Raw genomic sequence first — 18,167 nt, forward strand, 5'->3', positions numbered from 1 at the left:
ACCGGCAGCGCGCCGCGTGGGCGGCGGCCCGTCCCATCAAGCCAGGCGGAGGCACCGCCGGACAGTCCCCGAAGGAGTGACAGGCGTACGGAGCGGGTCGGGCGGGCGCCTAACGAGCCGGGGCGCTCCTCGTGAACCAGCCTGTGAAGGAGGACCGCGTCCCGGCGAGCGCACCGGAGCCGGAGCCGTGCCCCGCGGCCCTCGCCAGGACCCGCTCCGCCTCGGCGCGCCAGCTCGCCGCGTCCGCGCGCGGCGGCGGCAGGTACGGTCCCCGGTCGGGCGCCTCGGCGGCCGCGCCGAAGAAGTCCCCGCCCTTGCGCCTGACGTCGTCCGTTCCCCAGGAGCGCCCGGAGCCGCGCGCCGGGACCTTCTGGAGGTGCGGGATGTGCTTGGCGCAGTGGATGTACGCCTCCTCGACCGTGATCTCGACCCACACCACGGCACGGCGGCCGGGCACCGGGTCGTCCGCGAGCCGTTGGTGGTCGCGGCGCATCACGGCGTCGTCCACGACCCTGGCGCGGCCGTTGACGTGGAGCCCGATGCGGTCCCGGAGGAAGTCGACGAGCAGCACCCCGACGTGCGGATTCTCCTCGATGTTGCCGAGGCTGGCGTGGACGCCGTTGCCCCGGTACTCGGGGTAGGCGAGCGTCGTGTCGTCCAGGACGTGGAGGAATCCGGGCGGTCCGGCCCGGAAGGTGTTGTCGCACTCGCCGTGCCGGTCGGCTGTGGCCAGGAAGAGCATCTCCTGGCGGCCCACGAACTCCCGCATGCGCGGGTTCAGTCGGTCGAGGACCTGGTCGGCGTAGAAGCGGTCGGCGCGGTCGGCGCTGCCCATGCGCTGCTGGACGGCGTGCTCGCCGTCGCTGCCGGGGCGGGTGGTGCGCAGCGGCGCCGCCGTCCGCCGTCCGGTCTGTTCGAAAGTGCTCACGTCGTTGCCCCGACCAGTTCCTCGATGGAGTCGTGCCGTATGCGGTGGGTGGGGACGCCGATGCCCAGGAGGGTGTCGACGCCGCGCCGGATCATTCCGGGCGGACCCGACAGGTACACGTCGTACGTGTGCCACGGGCCGTACTCGCGTACGGCCTCCGGGAGTCCGCCGGCCAGCGGTCCGGCCGGGCCGTCGTCCACGACGGGGCGGACGGACAGCCAGGGGTGCGACTGCTGCAGCCGCAGCATGGTGTCGATGTCGTACAGGTCGTCGTTCCGGCGGGCGCCGTAGAACACGTCGACGACGCGGCGCCTGCCGTGCTGCGCCACGTCCTCGACGAGGGCCTTGATGGGCGCGATGCCGGTGCCGCCGCCGAGGCAGAGCAGTCCGTTGCTGGTGGTGTGGTCCACGGTCATGGAGCCGGCGGGCGGGCCGATGCGGATGACGGCGCCGGGGCGGGCGCGGTGGACGAGGGCCTGGGAGACCCAGCCCGCCGGTATCGCCTTGACGTGGAAGGAGAGCAGTCCGTCGGAGCGGGGCGCGGAGGCGAAGGAGTAGTGCCGCCAGACGCGCGGCCACCAGGGCGTCTCGACGGCGGTGTACTGGCCGGCGAGGAAGGGGTAGGGCTGGTCGGGACGGACGGTCACGACGGCGACGTCGCGGGTGCGCATCTCGTGGGCGACCACCTCCGCCTGCCACGAGGCGGGGGCCCGCAGCGCGTCCTCGGTCGCGGCGTCGATCATGATCTGGGAGATCGTCGTGTAGGCGGCGACCCAGGCGGCTTCGGTACGGGGTCCCCAGCTCGCCGGTGCGTACCGCGCCAGGGCGCCGATCAGGGCCTCGCCGACGGCGGGATAGTGCTCGGGGAGGGTGCCGTACTTCCGGTGACCGCGGCCGAGGTGCGTGAGGTACGTGGTCAGGGTGGCGGGATCGTCCGCGTGGGTCGCCGCGGTGAGCAGGGCCGCGAACAGGCGGTCGCGCTGGGCGTCCATGGCGGCGGGGAAGAGCGCGCGCAGGTCGGGGTGGCGGAGGAAGAGCAGGGCGTAGAAGTACGAGGTCACCTGGTCGGCGATCGGATCGATCTCGGCCAGCGTGCGCCGCAGGAGCGCGGTGTCGGAGCCGGAGTCCGGTCCGGCCTGCGGGCCGCCCGTCGGACGGTTCTCCGGGCGGATTCCCGACCGGTCTCCCGGGCGGTTTTCCGGCCGGCCTCCCGGGTGGTCCCCGGACGGCGGGACGGAGCCGCCGTCCCAGGAGGGCGGCACGGAAAGATACGCGGGAGCCGGAGCGGGAGTCGGCCTCGGAGCAGGCGAAGGGGCCGGAGCGGGAGTCGGCCTCGGAGCAGGCGAAGGGGCCGGAGCGGGAGTCGGCCTCGGAGCAGGCGCAGGGCCCGGTGCGGGAGCCGGTGCGGGCGGTGTGCCGCCCGCCGGGCTGGGCCCGAACCAGCCCCCGCCCCCGTTCGCGTGCCCACCGTTTCGGTCGCCGTCAGCCGATGCGGCGGTCGGAGCTTCCATCGGTCTGCCTCGCCTCGAACGTCAGCGGTCGGTCCTCGCCGGCGGGGCCTCGAACGGGCTCCTCTCCCCGCCCCCCGGTTCACCCGGAGGAGTGAACGCGGCCGACCATACCCCGACTTCACGGAGCCGCCCCGGCCCCGCTCTCGCCGCCCCGCGGAGCCGTCACCGCAGGTCAAGGAAGGGTTACTGGCGAGTCGGGCCGATTTCACGAGCCGTCAGACGCCGCTCCGCGCGCGATTCGGCGACGGAAGACTCACCTCGTGCCCGGAATTCCTCCACATTCTCTGGGCGGTCTTCACGCGCACCGGACGGGCGGGCTCAGACGGGCTGGATCCGGCTGCGCAGGAGGCAGAACTCGTTGCCTTCCGGATCGACCAGGACGTACCAGCTCTCGTCGCCGGTCTGGCCGACGTCGGCGGGCTCGGCGCCGAGCGCGAGCAGCCGTTCCAGCTCCGCGTCCTGGTCACGGTCGGTGGCGTTGACGTCGATGTGCAGCGGGAGCTTCCCGGCGCGCGGGTCGCTGCTGGGGCTCAGGACGAGAACGGGCTGCGGACCGCCGAAACCCACGTCGGGCGGCCCGATCGCGATGCTCCCGTCGTCCTCGCGCTCGATCTCCACGTAGCCGAGGACCTCGCTCCAGAACGCGGCCAGGCGTTCGGCGTCGGCGCAGTCGAGGACCAGCTCACTGATGCGGCATGCCATGCGGGTCAGTGTAGGGAGTCGACAGCCCGGGAGTCGACGGTCGGCGGGTGCGGACGATGCCTCGTGGAGCGGGGCCGCACCGCGCGAACGGCGCCTGGGTGGCGTCCAGTTCACCGTCCGTGCGTCACCGCGGCGGCGGCAGGGTCGTCCCGGGCGTCCGGCAGCCCGCGCCGGACCTGCCGTACGCGGGGTTCTGGGCCCGGCCGGACGGGGCGGCGGCCCTGCTCGGCACCGACGGCGTGCTGATCGCGGGCTGCGAGGTCGGGCGTCGGCTGCCGGCCGACCGCCGCACGCCCCTCACCCCCTCCACCGGCGTCCGGACGTCCACGCCCCCGCTCCGGCAGGCCCTCCGCCTGCGCACGCCGACCCGCCTGGAGGAGGGCCGGATCCTGGCGGTCGGTGGTCTCGGCGCGGACGCTGCGGACCGCCGAGTTGTACGAACCCGACAGTCGGCGCTGGACACCGGTGCGCGGCCGTGACGGACGCCCGGTTCGGCCCCGACGGTGCGGCTCGTCGACGGCCGGGTCCCGTCGGCGGGGCTCGCCGGAGGAGCACGCCCGTGGCCTCACGCGCACCGTCGCGCCGCGCGCGCCGTCGCGCCTCGCCGCGCGCTCCGGTCGGCCCGCGAGCCCCTCGGCCCAGGCCCTGACCACGCGCGGCGATTGACACCACGGGTGAGTGAATCATCGTGATCAAGGTGTTGGCACCGGAGTGCCGCCCGCTGCCAAGCTGAGTCCGAAGTCGCCGACCGACCAGGCGATGCGGCGCGGAAGCGAGGGGCATTCCTTTTGAACACCACCTTCACCACGACGAGCGGCCCGGTGCGCGGCTTCCCCACCTCCGGCGACGTCGTCGCCGTGCTGGGCATCCCCTACGCGGCCCCGCCGTTCGGCGCCAACCGGTTCCGGGAGCCTCTCCCGGCCGCGGTGTGGACGGAGGTGCGCGACTGCACGTCGTTCGGCCCCGTCGCCCCGCAGTCGGCGGAGCTGCCGGGCGCGCCCGCGTGGGCGCCCGGCGACGAGGACGTACTGACCGTCAACATATGGACGCCGACGCCGGACGGGCCGGGCGACCGCCCGGTCCTGGTGTGGATCCACGGCGGCGCCTACACGTTCGGCTCCTCGGCCCAGCCCGACTTCGACGGCACCGCCCTGGCCCGGGCGGGGCTCGTCGTGGTCACGCTCAACTACCGGCTCGGCTTCGAGGGCTTCGGCCATGTCCCGGCCGGCGCGGACCACGCGTACCCGGACAACCGGGGGCTGCTCGACCAGGTCGCCGCGCTGCGGTGGGTGCGCGAGAACATCGCCGCGTTCGGCGGGGATCCCGACAGCGTCACGGTCGCCGGCCAGTCCTCCGGTGCCGCCTCGATCGCCTGCCTGATGGTGATGGACGGTGCCCGCGGCCTGTTCCGCCGTGCCGTCGCCCACAGCCCCGCCAGCCCCTGCTACACCCTCGACATCGCGGCGGCCACCACTCGCGAGGTCGCCCGGGCGGCGGGCTGCGCGGCCACGCCCGAGGGTCTGGCATCGGTGTCCCCGGCGGCACTGGTCGCCGCCTCCGACCGGGTGGTCGACCAGTACCGGCGGGACCCGTTCTCCGGATCCCGCCACTACGACCCCTCGCTCTACGCGCCGGTCCTCGACGGCGACGTCCTGCCCACGGACCCCCTGACGGGGATCGCCGGCGGTGCGGCCCGCGAGCTGGACCTGCTGGTCTGCCACACCACGGAGGAGTACTGGCTGTTCGACGCCGTCGGCAGCAGCGCGAAGGTCACCACGGAGGCACAACTCGATCTCTTCGCCGCGGACTTCGGTCTGCCCGACGGCCTGGTGGTCGGCTACCGCGAGGCGTTGCCGCACGCCCCGGTGCTCGACGTCTACCTCGCCGTCTTCGGCGACCTCCTGTTCACGGAGTACGCCGACCGGCTCGCGGAGGCCCATGCCGGGGCCGGCGGCCGGGCGTACCGGTCGCGCTTCGACCGCCGCCGCACCGGGGCGGACGGGGCCGGAACCGTACGGGCGTGGCACTGCGCCGACGTCCCGTTCGCCTTCGGCAACCACGCCGACGACTCCGCGGCCTTCCTCGTCGGAGGGTCCCCCACCCCGGCGGACCACGAACTGGCCCGCCGCATGGTCCGCGCGTGGGCCGACTTCGCCGCGACCGGAGAACCGGGCTGGTCCCCGGTCGACGCCCCCGCCGCCCGGACGAGGACATGGACCACGGACGCCCGTCCGGCCGGTGACGAAGGGCGCGCCGCCGTCCGCGCCCTGTGGGCCGGGGCCGAGTTCCCGCTGCTGCGCGCGTGACCGGGCAGCGAGCGTGCTACGCCGCTCGACGGGCGCTCAGCGGCTTTCCTTCTCGAAGGTCAGCAGCAGGTCCGCCGCGACGCTCACCGCGATCGTGGCGGGTTCCTTGCCGGTGATCTCGGGCAGGCCGATGGGGGTCTTGATCCGGTCGATGGTGGCGGCGTCGTGGCCGCCCTCGTCGGCGAGCCGCTTCCGGAAGCGCGTCCACTTCGCGGCCGAGCCGATCAGCCCGATCGAGCCGAGCCCGGGGGTGCGCAGGGCCGCGTCGCACAGGGCGGCGTCCTCGGCGTGATCATGCGTCATGATCAGCACGTGGGTGCCGGGTGCGAGCTCTTCGAGCACTTCCTCCGGGAGCAGCGGGGTGTGGTGCACATGGGTCTGCGCCACCGCGTCCGCGAGCCCGGCGAGCCGTTCGTCGGTGAGCATCTCGGCGCGCGAGTCGACGAGGTGCAGGTCCAGCTCGTGCCGGGCCAGGATGCGGGCCAGCTCCAGGCCCACGTGCCCGATGCCGAAGACCGCCACCGCGGGGACCACCGGCAGCGGCTCCAGGAACACGGAGACGGCCCCGCCGCAGCACTGCACGCCGTGACGGCCGGTGACCTTGTCGTTGAGGGCGAACTCCATCAGCTCCGGCTCCGCGTCGGACATGCCGATCAGCTCCCGGGCGCGGTCGATCGCGACGGCCTCGATGTTGCCCCCGCCGATCGAGCCCCAGGCCTCGGTGCGTCCCACGACGAGTTTGGCGCCGGCCTTGCGAGGTGCGTGACCGCGCACGGTCGCGACGGTCACCAGCACGCCGGGTTCCCGGCGTGCTCGCAACCGCGCGACCGCGGCGACCCAACTCATGTCAGGCATTGCTCAAAGCGCTTGCGCCGACGGGGCTTTCGCTGCCCCCCTGCGCAAGGCCGTCCGGCTGCACGTCGCTCGCGCGGGCGGCCTCGACCGCCCAGAACACCGCCTCGGGAGTCGCGGGGCACCCGAGGTCCACGCTGACTCCGGTGGGGCCGAAGGCAGCGGCGGCCTGCCGCAGCGCCTCGCGCACCGAGAAGGCGAGCATCAGCGGAGGCTCGCCCACCGCCTTGGAGCCGTACACGGCGCCCTCTTCGGTGGCGTTCTCGAGCAGCGTGACGTTGAACTCCTCGGGCATCTCCGAGAAGCTCGGCAGCTTGTAGGTGCTCGCCGCCTGGGTCAGGAACCGGCCGCGGTTCGGGCCGTCGCTGGTGTCCCAGCGCAGGTCCTCGAGCGTCAGCCAGCCCGCGCCCTGCACGAAGCCACCCTCGACCTGACCGATGTCGATCATCGGGGAGAGGCTCTCGCCGACGTCGTGCACGATGTCCACGCGCCGGATGCGGTACTTGCCGGTGAAGCCGTCGACCTCCACCTCGGTCGCCGCGGCGCCGTAGGCGAAGTACTTGAACGGCGTGCCGCGGAAGGACTTCGCGTCCCAGTGCAGCCCCTCGGTCCGGTAGAAACCGGACGCCGACAGCTGGACCCGCTGGAAGTACGCGGTGTGCACCAGGTCGTCCCAGGCCAGCTCCTTGTCGCTGCCCAGGACGGTCGCGACGCCCTCCACGATGCGCACGTCGGAGGCGTTCGCACCCAGCTGGCTGGCGGCCACCTGCAGCAGACGCTCGCGCAGCTGCTCGCAGGCGTTCTTGATCGCACCGCCGTTCAGGTCCGCACCGGAACTGGCGGCGGTGGCAGAGGTGTTGGGCACCTTGTCGGTCCGCGTCGGCGCCAGCCGCACCTTGTGCAGCGGGATGCCCAGCGTGGTCGCGGCCACCTGCATCATCTTGGTGTGCAGGCCCTGGCCCATCTCGGTGCCGCCGTGGTTGATCAGGACGGAGCCGTCCTTGTAGATCAGCACCAGGGCGCCGCCCTGGTTGAAGGCGGTGAGGTTGAACGAGATGCCGAACTTGATGCCGGTGATCGCGAGGGCCCGCTTGGTGTGCGGGTGCGCGGCGTTGAAGGCCGCGATCTCGCGCTTGCGGTCGGCGATGCCGGCGTCGTCCTGCACCTGCCGCCAGATGGTGGAGATCCGTTCGGCCTGCGTGACCGGCTGCCCGTACGGCGTCGTCTGCCCCTGGCCCGGCTGGTAGAAGTTGCGCTCCCGCAGCTCCATGGGGTCCAGGCCGAGCTGCGGCGCGCAGCGCCCCAGGATGTCCTCGATCACCAGCATGCCCTGCGGTCCGCCGAAGCCTCGGAAGGCGGTGTTGGAGACCGTGTTGGTCTTGGCGATGCGACCGGCGACGCGTGCGTTGGGGATCCAGTACGTGTTGTCGATGTGGCACAGCGCGCGGGCGAGCACCGGCTCGGAGAGGTCCAGGCTCCAGCCGCCGTCCGCGACCAGGCTGGCGTCCAGGGCCTGGATGCGCCCGTCGGCGTCGAAGCCGATCTTCCACGTGGCGTGGAACCCGTGCCGCTTGCCGGACATGGTCATGTCCTGGGTCCGGTTGAGCCGGAACCGGACGGGCCGACCGGTGAGCTTCGCGCCGAGCGCGGCGACGGCCGCGAAGCCGTGCGGCTGCATCTCCTTGCCGCCGAAGCCGCCGCCCATCCGCAGGCACTGCACGGTCACCTCGTGGGCCGGCACGCCGAGCACGTGGGAGACGATCTCCTGGGTCTCCGACGGGTGCTGGGTGCTGCTCTGGATGAACAGCTGCCCGTTCTCGTCGACCTGGGCCAGCGCGGCGTGCGTCTCCAGGTAGAAGTGCTCCTGACCGGAGAACTGGAACTCACCGGTGAACACGTGCGCGGAGTCGGCGAAGCCGGCGTCGATGTCGCCGTGCACCATGAGGGGCTGGGCACCGTGGTAGCTGCCCGCCGCGATCGCCTCCTGCAGCGAGACCAGGGAGGGCAGTTCCTCGAGTTCCACCTCGACGGCCGCGGCACCGAGCCGCGCCGCCTCCAGGGTCTCGCCGAGCACCCAGGCGACCGCGTGGCCGTGGAACATGACCTCGTCGGGGAACAGCGGCTCGTCGTGCTTCATGCCGGCGTCGTTGACGCCGGGCACGTCGGCACCGGTCAGCACGCGGACCACGCCGGGCACGGCCAGCGCGGGCTCGGTGCGCAGGGCGGTGATCCGGCCGCGGGCCTTCATGACCTGGACCGGGTAGGCGTGCAGCACGTCCTTGGTGCGCTGGACCAGGTCGTCGGTGTAGAGCGCGGTACCGGTGACGTGCTGGAAGGCACTCTCGTGCGGCATCGAGACACCGACGACAGGCTTCTGGGGACGCTCGGACAGATGACTCATGACGACACCGCCTCGGTGGTCTGTGCGTGCAGCTTCAACAGGCTCTGGCCGAGCATCGCGGAACGGTAGAGGGAGCTGGCGCGATGGTCGTCCATCGGCGTGCCCTCGCCCCTCAGCACCCGGGCCGCGGCTTCGACGGTCTCCGCCGACCAGGGCTTGCCCTCCAGGGCCGCCTCGGTGGCGAGCGCGCGGATCGGGGTGGCGGCCACGCCGCCCAGGCCGATGCGCGCCTTGCGGACGATCCCGTCCTCGATGTCGAGGGCGAAGGCGACCGCCACGCTGGAGATGTCGTCGAAGCGGCGCTTGGCGATCTTGTGGAAGGCCGTGACCCGCGACAGCGGCAGCGGGATGCGGACGGCGCGGATCAGCTCGTCGGGACGACGCACGCTCTGCCGGTAGCCGGTGAAGTAGTCGGCCAGCGGGACCACGCGCTCGCCGTCGGCGTCGGCGAGCACCAGCGACGCCTCGAGCGCGAGCAGCACCGGCGGGCTGTCACCGATCGGGGAGCCGGTACCCAGGTTGCCGCCGAGGGTCCCGCTGTTGCGGATGAGCCGCGAGGCGAACTGCGGGAACAGCTCCGCGAGGAGCGGGACCTCGCCGTCGAGGCGACGCTCGATCTCGGTCAGCGTCAGGGCGGCGCCGATCTCGATGTGGTCGGACTCGACGCGCAGCTCACGGAGTTCGGGCAGCCGGTCGATGGCGACCACGCAACCCTCCCGGCGGGAGCGGATGTTCACCTCGACGCCGTAGTCGGTGGAGCCGGCGACCACGACCGCGTCGGGCCGCTCGCGCAGCAGCTGCAGCGTCTCGGCCAGGGTGGTGCGGCGCAGGAACGTGCTGTCGTCCTGGGTGTACTCGGTGGCGACCGGGGCCGGCGGGGCTTCGTCGCGGCGCTGCGCCAGCGGGTCCTCGTCGGTGGGCTCACCGACGGCGAACGCGGCGTCGCGGATCGGGCGGTAGCCGGTACAGCGGCACAGGTTCCCGCTCAGCGAGTGCAGGTCGAAGCCGTTCGGACCGTGCTCGTGGTCGTGGTCGGTGCCGTCGGCCGACTCCGGGTCCTCGTGCGCGCAGCGGTCGGGCCGGTAGTACTCCGACGCCATGCTGCAGATGAATCCGGGCGTGCAGTAACCGCACTGCGAACCGCCTCGGACCGCCATCTCCTCCTGCACCGGGTGCAGCGTGGGCGGCGTGCCGGGCTCGCCGGGGGTGGCGAGGCCCTCGGAGGTGATGACCTCCTGGCCGTCGAGCGCCGCGACCGGGACCAGGCAGGCGTTGACGGCCACCCAGTCCGTGGGCTTGTTCACGCCCGGCCGGGCCACGAGCACCGAACAGGCGCCGCACTCGCCCTCGGCACAGCCTTCCTTGGTGCCGGTGAGGCCGCGCTCGCGCAGAAAGTCGAGCACCGTCGTGTGGGGCGAAGCGGGTGCGATCGCCGCATCCTGCCCATTGACGGTAATCCGTGCAGCTACCATGACATTTCCTCATTTCGGTGCACGGCAGTTATGGGTGCCCTAGTCGCCATTTCAGGACTTTCTGTTTCGGTGGCGCAAGTGGAGAACGCGGAGCGCACATCGGTGGTTGCACGACGTGACGCCGCAGGCGGTAACAGAAATCAAAAGAAGCCGGGGCCGCGAGCGGGCACGCCGGAGAAACGGCTGTTAGCAGCCGTGCGCTACACGACCCGGGACCCAGGCGGTCCGGTGAGCGAGGCGATTCAGGTCGGAGAAGATCGACATCCGACTTCGCCTCCTTTCCACAGCTCACGGGTCGGTTCGCTCGAAAGTACGATGCCGGACGCGTTTCGGTCAAGCATCCCCTCCGGGACTCTGAGCTGCCGCTTCTCCCGCGGTCGGCGTCCCGCACAGCGGCCGGGACGCCCACTCCGGGGGAAGGTGCTCGCATCTGCGCCCGAAAGGGCGGGAGCACGTTATGAACTGTGTGATGCGGCCTGCCCGACACCCGGGGCGCGGGCGGACCGGCTCCGCCGGGATGCCGCCCGCCGAGGACGCACGGCGACGGCCGGATCGTGCCCGCGGTCGCCGTCGGCGGCGCCGGCGCTCTCGCCGACGGCGACCGACCGGCACGGGGCTTCCCCGCGTCGCCGCCACGGCGTCCGCCGCCCTCGGGTTCGCCGCCGGCCCCGCGCTCCGGCTCCTGGAGAGCCCGGCCCGCTCAGTACGTCGCCGCGCCGGGCCGACGGCGAGGCCCCGGGCCGCCGGGCACGGCGGTGCCGAGGATGTGGGTACCGGCCGGAACGGGGACGCGGGTCTCGGGGAAGGCGAAGCGGTCGACGGCCGTGACGGTGAAACCGGCCGCGGTGATGGCGGCCTGGGTGTCGCGCCCGGTGTGGCAGCCGCCCGCCAGCCGCGGCCAGACGGTGGCGTCGAGCACGCGCTGGACGCGCCGCATGGCCGGCGTGCCGGAGCGCACGTGCTCCAGGAACCGCAGCTGTCCGTCGGGCCTGAGGACTCGACGGAGCTCCGCCAGGGCCGCCCGCTGGTCGGCCACCGAGCAGAGGGTCAGACACACCACGGCCGCGTCGAAGGACGCGTCGCGGAAGGGAAGCCCCTCGGCGCGACCGCCCGCCACCTCGACCGGGACGGCGGCCTCGCGGGCCCGCCGTACGGCCAGGGCCCGCAGGTTCGGTTCCGGTTCGACGGCGACCAGTCGGGTCACCTCGGGCGGGTAGTGCGGGAAGTTCAGCCCGTTGCCCGCTCCGACCTCGAGGACCACGCCGCCGAGGCCGGCCAGGAGGCGCCGTCGATGCGCGTCGATGCCCGCCCTTTCCAGCGCGGGGCCGGCGACCCCGGCGTAGAAGCGGGCGAAGAGCGGGTGGGGTTTGGTCGGACGGGGAGTCATGACGTCAACGATCCGTCGTCGTGGCGACCGGCGCGAGGCGGGCGGGAGGGCGGGCGAACCGCCTGCTCCGCCCGGCTGCCCGGCCTCCGGCCGTCACCACGACGGGCGTGGTGCGCCGGGACCGGGCGGTGTTCACGAAGCGGGACCGGCCGATGAGGGGGCTGGGGAGGGGGCGCAGCCGGCGGCACCGTTCATCAGCAGGGTGACGATCTCCTGAGCGAAGCCTTCGGTGACTCCACGACGGCGGACGAGGATCCGGAGCCAGAGGGCGCCGGCGAGTGCGTCGACGAGGAGCGCCGGATCGAAGGACGTCGGGAGCTCCCCCCGGGCCACGGCGCGCACGAAGATCGGCTGGTGCCTGCCGAGGCGATCCTCCAGGAAGGAGGAGACGAGGTCGCGCATGGCGGGGTGTCGCACGGCGCCGACCAGAGCGGACTCGACCACGGCGCGCTTGTGCTCGCTCGCGAGCAGGTCCTGGACCCGGGCGCCGAGGGCGGCGAGGTCGCCGGCCAGGCTGCCGGTGTCGGGAAGATCGAAGGCGAGCAGGCCCGAGTTGAGCAGGGCGTCGCGCAGCAGCTCGGACTTGGACGGCCACCAGCGGTAGATGGTGGTCTTGTTGACGTTCGCCCGCTGGGCGACACCTTCGATCGTCAGCAGGTCGTAACCGTGCTCGGCCAGGAGATCGAGGCAGGCCGCGAAGATCTCGTCACGGCGGCGGGGGCCGCCGCTCCTGGCTGGTGTCCGCGTGTCATCCGTCATCGCGGCCCACCGTATCAAGCAAAACGCAACGGTGCGTTGCAGTCGTGGGCGGTCGGCTCCTAGTATCGCAACGCACCGTTGCGTTGCGATGTCCACGACTCTTCTCCACTCCTCGCCCGGGAGCCGGGAGCCAGGTCCTCGACAGCTCCGCGTGCCTGACGACCGGCGATCCCCGGCAGCACGCTCGACCCCCAAGGAAAGGTGGTCCCCCATGCGGGCCGCGACATTATGGAAACACCCTCTGGCCTGGGCCCTGACGTTGCTCGGCTGCGTGGTCGCCGCCGTGTCCACGCTCAGCTATCTGGGACCCGCGGCCGACCCCGAGCGGCATCTGCACGGGCTCCCGCTGGTGCTGGTGACGGAGGACCAGGGCGCCCGGGGGCCCGCGGGCGCGGTGAACTTCGGCGACCGGGTCGCCGGGGAGCTCACGCGGGCCGCGGACGACGGGCGGCTGCGGTGGCAGCGGGTCGCCACGCGGGCGCAGGCCGAGCGGCTCCTGGACGACCAGGAGGCGTACGCCGCGCTCGTCGTCCCCGCGGACTTCAGCCGACGCTCACTGGCCCTGCTCGGCGGTTCCGGCCCGGCCGGCCGGCGCCCGTCCCTGGAGATCCTCGGCCACACCGGGACCGCCGGAATGGCCACGTCCATGGCGGACAAGGTGCTGCGGACGGCCGCCGCGCAGGTGTCGCGACAGGTGGGCGACGCCCTCACGGCACAGGCGTCGCATCCGGGCAAGGCCTCCGCCGCCGGCTCGTCCGGCGCTCCGCCAGCGGGCTTCCTGGCCCTGCTGGGCGACCCGGTCGAGGTGAAGGAGACCGTCCGGAGCACCGGCGGCGCGACCGGCGGCGCGACGTCGGGGGCCGTCCCCCTGTACTTCGCCATCGCGCTGCTCGTGTCCGGGCTGGTGCCGGCTTCCCTGCTGACGATGATGCTGGACTCCCGGCTCGGCTACGTCCCGCTCGAAGTGGGACCCCGCCGCCGGCAGCGGCCCGCCGTCCGCATCACCAGGACCACGACGTTCCTGGCCAAGTCCCTGCCGGCTGCCGTGATGGGCTTCGCCGCGGGCGCGGTCGTCGCACTGCTCTGCCTGTGGATCACGGACCTGGACGCGTCGGACGGAACGCAGTTCGTGCTGTTCGGCGGCGCGGCCTGCGCCTCGGTCACGCTGGTGACGCTGGCGCTGTTCGCCGCCTTCGGTGCCCCGGGCCAGGTGGTCGCGCTGCTGCTCCTGACCCTGCTCGGCATCCCGTTGTCCGGAGCCGCGCTGCCCGTGGAGGCGCTGCCCGGCGCACTCGACACCCTCGGTGGCCTGCTCCCGGCCCGGCACATCGCCGCGGGAGCACGCAGCCTGCTGTTCTTCCGCAGCGGCGACGTCTCGGTCCAGGCGTGGACGGTCGTGGCCGGGTACGGCCTCGGCGCCCTGGTGCTCGGCCTGGGCGTCAGCAGCTGGTACGACCGCAGGGGCTACCACCGTGCGGCGGAGCACGAGTTCCAGCACCGCCAGTCAGCCGTGCAGGAGCCGGTGCCCGTTCCGTCATAGGCGCGAGGCCGACGTGCCGGTGCGGGACGGTGACGGCGAAGCGGCTCCGGTACGGCGCGTCCGCGCGTCGTACCGGAGCCGCTTCTTCGCTCGGTCGATCCCCCGACCACCCCCGTAAGCGGGTCGTGGAAGTGACGGAAGTGACGGGTGAGGTTTCGGGGATTTCCCAGTGGGCGGGAGTCGGCGCGGCTGGCAGGATGGTCACGCAACAAGTTGCCGGCGACCGCGCCGAACCGCCCGTCGAGGTCAGGCGTCAGGGAGCCGCGGGGGTGAGGACATGGTGGCGGTGACCATGCGTTCGATGGCGTCCTCGTCGAACGCGCCGCCGTAGAAGACGCTGCGGAACATCATCGCGCCCGCCCACATCTCCAGCAGCATGGGGATGTCGGTGCCGTCGGGCAGGTCACCCCGCTCGATGGCGCGTTCGAGCACGGTGCGGGCGCGGGCGCGCCGGGGCTCGATGATGTCCTCGCGCAGGCGTTCCCGCAGCTCGGGGTTGCGGGCGGTGTCCGCGATCAGCGCGGGAAGGATGACCTGGACCTCGGGCGAGCAGAAGAAGTCGGCCAGGGCCTGACGCGCGACGGCGAGGATCTCCTCCGTGGAGTCGCCGGTCTCGTCGACCGGGACGTCCTTGAGCCGGGTGCGCACCGCGTCGAGGACCAACTCGGCCTTCCCGGGCCAGGATCGGTACAGCGTGGCCTTGCCGACCTTCGCGTCCGTCGCCACCTCGCCGATGGTGAGGTTCGCGTACCCCTCCTTCTTGAGGAGTTTGAGCGTGGAGGCGAGGATCCGCTTCCTCGCCTCCAGGTCGCGGCGTTGCAGGCCGGACGGGGCCATGACGCTGTGCAGCGTGCGCTTATCCCCCATACCGGGATCTCCTCTTCTCTCGGGCAGCCTCGTCGGACCAGGTGGTCACCGACCCGGTGGCGGGTGGTCGGGCCCGGGGCAGGTGTCGCCGTGCGGTGTGCGCGGGGCGAGACGATCAGGGCAACGGTTTTACCACCCGGGCACGACATGCCCGCGCGGCGGGGCGCCGGGCTGCCGCACCCGGTTCGCGTCCGACTGCTCGGGCCGGTACCGCGGGGCGGGATCGGCGTGGCCGACCGGAGCACGATCTCCATCAACTACGCCAGGAATAAAGGCCGGCGGGACGGCATGGACCCTCCAGCACCTCTGGTCAGAACGGATCGTTTCGTTTTAGGCTAGGTGTGTGCCACAGCACTGTCAAGGTGCCGTCCGGGCGGGCCCGTACGGGGTTCTTCCCCTGCTCCGACGGGCGTCGTGGCCCTGCGGCTTCCCCTCTTCCCGAAAGGCAGGCCCCTATGACGGCCATCGACGACACGGGCACGCTCCCGCGGTTCGCCTCGCTCGACCCGGTCAGCGGCGAGGAGATCGGCTCCTTCCCCGTGGACGACGAGCGGACCGTACGGGAGAAGGTGGCCCGGGCCCGAAGGGCCTCCGGGGCGTGGGAGCGCCTCGGTCACTCCGGACGGCGGCCTCTCCTGCTCGCCTGGCGTCGCGTGATGGCCCGTCGGCTGCCGGAGATCATCACCCTGATGGAGCGCGAGAACGGCAAGGTGAAGGCCGACGCGCTGATCGAGATGACGGCGGCCCTGACCCATCTGGACTGGGCAGCGCGCCACTCCCGCAAGGTCCTCGGACGGCGCCGGGTCCCGTCGGGGCTGCTCATGGCCAACCAGTACGCCACGGTGGAGTACCGGCCCTTCGGCGTGATCGGGGTGATCGGCCCCTGGAACTACCCGGTGCACACCCCGCTCGGCTCCATCGCCTACGCGCTCGCCGCCGGGAACGCCGTGGTGTTCAAACCCAGCGAGTACACGCCGGCCATCGGCGCGTGGTTGGCGGACACCTTCGCGGAGGCGGTGCCCGGCCACGAGGTCCTGATCCTGGCCACGGGCGACGGCCGCACCGGAGCGGCACTGTGCACGGCCGGAGCCGACAAGATCGCCTTCACCGGCTCCGCCCGGACCGGCGCCCGCGTCCTGGCCTCCTGCGCGCCGTCCCTGACCCCCACCCTGCTCGAACTGGGAGGCAAGGACGCGCTCGTGGTCGCGGCGGACGCCGACGTCGACGCCGCGGTGGAGTCGGCGCTGTGGGGCGCGTGCAGCAATGCGGGCCAGTCCTGCGCGGGCATCGAGCGCGTCTACGTCGCCGCCCCGGTGTACGAGCGCTTCCTCGCCCGGTGCGTGGAGCGCGCCCAGGAGCTCCGGGCCGGCACCGACTTCGGCCCCGTCACGATGCCGGGTCAGCTGGACGTGATCCGGCGGCACATCGACGACGCCCTCGCGCGCGGGGGCCGCGCGGTGGTCGGCGGTCCGGAGTCGGTCCGGCCGCCGTACGTCCACGGTCCGGTCGTCCTCGCCGACGTGCCGGAGGACTCAGCGGCCGTCCGGGAGGAGACGTTCGGGCCGGTGCTGGTGGTGAACCGGGTGGCCGACGCCGAGGAGGGCGTCGCGCGCGCCAACGACTCCGCGTACGGCCTGGGCGGCGCCGTCTTCGCCCGCCGCGACGCGCGTCGCCTTGCGGAGCGGATGCGCACCGGGATGGTGAGCGTGAACGACGTCCTGTCCTTCCCCGCCGTGCCGTCGTTGCCGTTCGGCGGGCGCGGCGCCTCCGGCTTCGGACGGATCCACGGCCCGGACGGGCTGCGGGAGTTCACCGTTCCGAAGGCCGTGACCCGCAAGCTGTTCGACGTACCGCTCGCCGTGTCGACCTACGCGCGCGGCGCGAAGGACATGCAGCGGCTGCAGCGCCTGGTCACGTTTCTCAACTCCCGCTGACCCAGCGGAATCCGGTGGACTCCGGTGGACTCCGGACGGACGAAGAGGAGAAGGACATGTTGCGGATGCGCCCTCGCTGCATGGGCTGCACGCAGGAACTGGCCGGGGATTCCCTGGCGTTCATCTGCAGCTACGAGTGCACCTGGTGCCCGCCCTGCGCGCGGGGCTTCGCCGAGGTGTGCCCCAACTGCAAGGGCGAGCTGACGCGCCGGCCGCGCCGCACGACGGGGGCGGCCGCGATCGCCTCCCGCATGCCGGACCGGATGCGGCGCTTCGCCCGGAGGGTGGGCGGACGGGGCGGAAACGGAGGGGCCTGAGCGGGCGGCCGTGGGCGACGCTCAGCTGAGCTCCACGGCCGCGCGCGAGGTGAGGAGGCCCGGGTAGGTCCGACAGTCGAGACCGGTCAGCTCGTGCCAGCGGTCCAGGCGGTAGGTGAGGGTGTTGGCGTGCACGTTCAGGGCCCGGGCTGCCGCCGCGACCGAGAATCCGTGATCGGCGAACTCCCGTACCGCCTCGGCGAGATGGGGGTTGGACCGGGCCGTTTCGAGGGCTTCGTCGAGCAGCGGGACACGCCCCGCACCGGCGTCGGCGACGAGCGCGAAGGGCCAGATGTCCGCGTAGCGGTGCACCCCCGGGCGTCCGCCTCCCGCGCGGAGCGCACGTCGCGCGTCGTCGATGCTCCTGCGGACCCCTGCCGGTCCGGAGCGGACCAGGCCGGCACCGACCGGGCCGTCCCCGTCCGCCAGGAGGGCGGTCTCGACCTGGGTGGCAGGCTGCCGGTCCTGTCCCACGACGACGACCTCGCCGGGGGTGTCCAGGACGACGAACTGCCCCGGTCCGCCCTCCAGGCGCGACTGGATCGCCCGCAGCCGGGACGCGTCCACCTCCTGCCGGCTGACCCACAGCTGGAAGTCGCCCTCCGGGTCGAAGTCCAGTCGTTCCAGCGCGGTGTGGAGTTCGCTCTCCGGCACGGCCGGGTCGTCGAGCACCTCGGCAAGGCGACGGCCCGCGGCCAGTCGGGCCATCGAGGCACCCGCCTGGGCGTCGCGGTGTCCGGCGCCGACCTCGCTGGTGATGTACTGCACCCACAGCATCGTTCGTTCCATGGCCGGGAGCAGATCGCCGAGGTCGTCCCGCTGGGCGAGGGCGTCGCAGGTCTCCTCCCACACCGAGCGGAACGCCACGTAGAAGCTGAGCATCACGTCCTCGGCCGGCACGCCGTCCCCGGCGCGCCGCGCCCCGTAGGTGCGTGCCGCCTCGCGTTCGGCCTCCGTGGCGGCGGTGCGTCCTTCCCCGAGCGCGCGGATACCGGCGTCGAGGAAGAACCGCACGTGCGCGTCGAGGTCGGCCCGGGGCAGGTCGTGGTCGCGGAAGCTGACGATCTGGCTCAGGATCTCGGCCGTGGCCCGGTCGGCCAACCGCGCGATGTCGGCCTGCAGGTGCGCGGCCACGGACGCCGCCGCCGTCGGGTAGGTGTCCGGCCGCTGGTCCGTCGTGGCCAGGTCCAC

Annotated in this window: 15 protein-coding genes; 5 read left to right on the plus strand and 10 right to left on the minus strand. The window is 73.0% G+C overall.

Going from position 1 to position 18,167, the window contains the following annotated elements:
* Nucleotides 1-109: 109 nt before the first annotated feature.
* The 3 genes from AB0M16_RS26295 to AB0M16_RS26305 all read right to left on the minus strand — a co-directional run bounded on the left by AB0M16_RS26295 (nt 110) and on the right by AB0M16_RS26305 (nt 3,141).
* Nucleotides 110-928 (minus strand): pyridoxamine 5'-phosphate oxidase family protein, encoded by an 819-nt coding sequence (locus AB0M16_RS26295; RefSeq protein WP_365347001.1) that lies wholly within the window; start codon nt 926-928, stop codon nt 110-112.
* On the minus strand, nt 925-2,439 hold the full coding sequence (locus AB0M16_RS26300) for a globin domain-containing protein (protein ID WP_365347003.1): 1,515 nt from the start codon (nt 2,437-2,439) through the stop codon (nt 925-927). The genes AB0M16_RS26295 and AB0M16_RS26300 overlap by 4 nt, the downstream gene beginning before the upstream one ends.
* A gap of 318 nt (nt 2,440-2,757) precedes the next feature.
* Nucleotides 2,758-3,141, minus strand: a complete 384-nt coding sequence (locus AB0M16_RS26305; protein WP_365347005.1) for a VOC family protein — start codon at nt 3,139-3,141, stop codon at nt 2,758-2,760.
* Nucleotides 3,142-3,260: 119 nt separating this feature from the next.
* Between AB0M16_RS26305 and AB0M16_RS26310 the strand changes: the two genes are divergently transcribed.
* Together AB0M16_RS26310 and AB0M16_RS26315 are read left to right on the plus strand one after the other, a co-directional pair.
* Nucleotides 3,261-3,620: a hypothetical protein gene (locus tag AB0M16_RS26310; RefSeq protein WP_365347007.1), complete on the plus strand. Its 360-nt coding sequence runs from the start codon at nt 3,261-3,263 to the stop codon at nt 3,618-3,620.
* 309 nt (nt 3,621-3,929) lie between these two features.
* The gene (locus AB0M16_RS26315; protein ID WP_365347009.1) at nt 3,930-5,447 is read left to right on the plus strand and encodes a carboxylesterase family protein; all 1,518 of its coding nucleotides are present in this window, start codon (nt 3,930-3,932) and stop codon (nt 5,445-5,447) included.
* Nucleotides 5,448-5,483: 36 nt separating this feature from the next.
* Here AB0M16_RS26315 and xdhC read toward each other — a convergent pair whose 3' ends face one another.
* From xdhC to AB0M16_RS26340, 5 genes are all read right to left on the minus strand, one after another.
* Nucleotides 5,484-6,293 carry a xanthine dehydrogenase accessory protein XdhC gene (xdhC, locus tag AB0M16_RS26320; protein ID WP_365347011.1) on the minus strand — a complete coding sequence of 270 codons (810 nt, stop codon included), beginning with the start codon at nt 6,291-6,293 and terminating at the stop codon, nt 5,484-5,486.
* A 1-nt stretch (nt 6,294) separates the two neighbouring features.
* Nucleotides 6,295-8,700 (minus strand): xanthine dehydrogenase molybdopterin binding subunit, encoded by a 2,406-nt coding sequence (xdhB, locus tag AB0M16_RS26325; RefSeq protein ID WP_365347013.1) that lies wholly within the window; start codon nt 8,698-8,700, stop codon nt 6,295-6,297.
* Nucleotides 8,697-10,172 (minus strand): FAD binding domain-containing protein, encoded by a 1,476-nt coding sequence (locus AB0M16_RS26330; RefSeq protein ID WP_365347015.1) that lies wholly within the window; start codon nt 10,170-10,172, stop codon nt 8,697-8,699. The genes xdhB and AB0M16_RS26330 overlap by 4 nt, the downstream gene beginning before the upstream one ends.
* A gap of 700 nt (nt 10,173-10,872) precedes the next feature.
* Nucleotides 10,873-11,559 (minus strand): methyltransferase domain-containing protein, encoded by a 687-nt coding sequence (locus AB0M16_RS26335; RefSeq protein ID WP_365347017.1) that lies wholly within the window; start codon nt 11,557-11,559, stop codon nt 10,873-10,875.
* Nucleotides 11,560-11,691: 132 nt separating this feature from the next.
* Nucleotides 11,692-12,318 (minus strand): TetR/AcrR family transcriptional regulator, encoded by a 627-nt coding sequence (locus tag AB0M16_RS26340; protein WP_365347019.1) that lies wholly within the window; start codon nt 12,316-12,318, stop codon nt 11,692-11,694.
* Between the two features lie 211 nt (nt 12,319-12,529).
* On the opposite strand from AB0M16_RS26340, the gene AB0M16_RS26345 reads away from it, so the two are divergent.
* Complete coding sequence (locus AB0M16_RS26345) at nt 12,530-13,858, plus strand: ABC transporter permease (protein WP_365347021.1); 1,329 nt, start codon at nt 12,530-12,532, stop codon at nt 13,856-13,858.
* A gap of 246 nt (nt 13,859-14,104) precedes the next feature.
* Here the strand turns inward: AB0M16_RS26345 and AB0M16_RS26350 are convergent, their stop codons facing one another.
* The gene (locus tag AB0M16_RS26350; RefSeq protein WP_365347023.1) at nt 14,105-14,725 is read right to left on the minus strand and encodes a TetR/AcrR family transcriptional regulator; all 621 of its coding nucleotides are present in this window, start codon (nt 14,723-14,725) and stop codon (nt 14,105-14,107) included.
* Nucleotides 14,726-15,180: 455 nt separating this feature from the next.
* Here AB0M16_RS26350 and AB0M16_RS26355 point away from each other — a divergent pair, with 455 nt between their 5' ends.
* Together AB0M16_RS26355 and AB0M16_RS26360 are read left to right on the plus strand one after the other, a co-directional pair.
* Nucleotides 15,181-16,659 (plus strand): aldehyde dehydrogenase family protein, encoded by a 1,479-nt coding sequence (locus tag AB0M16_RS26355; RefSeq protein ID WP_365347025.1) that lies wholly within the window; start codon nt 15,181-15,183, stop codon nt 16,657-16,659.
* Nucleotides 16,660-16,715: 56 nt separating this feature from the next.
* A complete protein-coding gene (locus AB0M16_RS26360; protein ID WP_365347027.1) occupies nt 16,716-16,976 on the plus strand; it encodes a DUF1272 domain-containing protein in 261 nt (86 codons plus the stop codon).
* A gap of 21 nt (nt 16,977-16,997) precedes the next feature.
* On the opposite strand, the gene AB0M16_RS26365 is transcribed toward AB0M16_RS26360, so the two are convergent.
* The gene (locus AB0M16_RS26365) at nt 16,998-18,167 is read right to left on the minus strand and encodes a helix-turn-helix domain-containing protein (RefSeq protein WP_365347029.1); all 1,170 of its coding nucleotides are present in this window, start codon (nt 18,165-18,167) and stop codon (nt 16,998-17,000) included.

Origin of the sequence: Streptomyces sp. NPDC051921 (assembly GCF_040680975.1) — a bacterium.
GTDB lineage: Bacteria > Actinomycetota > Actinomycetes > Streptomycetales > Streptomycetaceae > Streptomyces.

Bases quoted from the DNA above. Each gene is read 5' to 3' on its own strand.
- AB0M16_RS26300 (WP_365347003.1), bottom strand. From the start codon at position 2,439: ATGGAAGCTCCGACCGCCGCATCGGCTGACGGCGACCGAAACGGTGGG.
- AB0M16_RS26305 (WP_365347005.1), bottom strand. From the start codon at position 3,141: ATGGCATGCCGCATCAGTGAGCTGGTCCTCGACTGCGCCGACGCCGAA.
- xdhC (WP_365347011.1), bottom strand. From the start codon at position 6,293: ATGAGTTGGGTCGCCGCGGTCGCGCGGTTGCGAGCACGCCGGGAACCC.
- xdhB (WP_365347013.1), bottom strand. From the start codon at position 8,700: ATGAGTCATCTGTCCGAGCGTCCCCAGAAGCCTGTCGTCGGTGTCTCG.
- AB0M16_RS26330 (WP_365347015.1), bottom strand. From the start codon at position 10,172: ATGGTAGCTGCACGGATTACCGTCAATGGGCAGGATGCGGCGATCGCA.
- AB0M16_RS26335 (WP_365347017.1), bottom strand. From the start codon at position 11,559: ATGACTCCCCGTCCGACCAAACCCCACCCGCTCTTCGCCCGCTTCTAC.
- AB0M16_RS26340 (WP_365347019.1), bottom strand. From the start codon at position 12,318: ATGACGGATGACACGCGGACACCAGCCAGGAGCGGCGGCCCCCGCCGC.
- AB0M16_RS26345 (WP_365347021.1), top strand. From the start codon at position 12,530: ATGCGGGCCGCGACATTATGGAAACACCCTCTGGCCTGGGCCCTGACG.
- AB0M16_RS26350 (WP_365347023.1), bottom strand. From the start codon at position 14,725: ATGGGGGATAAGCGCACGCTGCACAGCGTCATGGCCCCGTCCGGCCTG.
- AB0M16_RS26355 (WP_365347025.1), top strand. From the start codon at position 15,181: ATGACGGCCATCGACGACACGGGCACGCTCCCGCGGTTCGCCTCGCTC.
- AB0M16_RS26360 (WP_365347027.1), top strand. From the start codon at position 16,716: ATGTTGCGGATGCGCCCTCGCTGCATGGGCTGCACGCAGGAACTGGCC.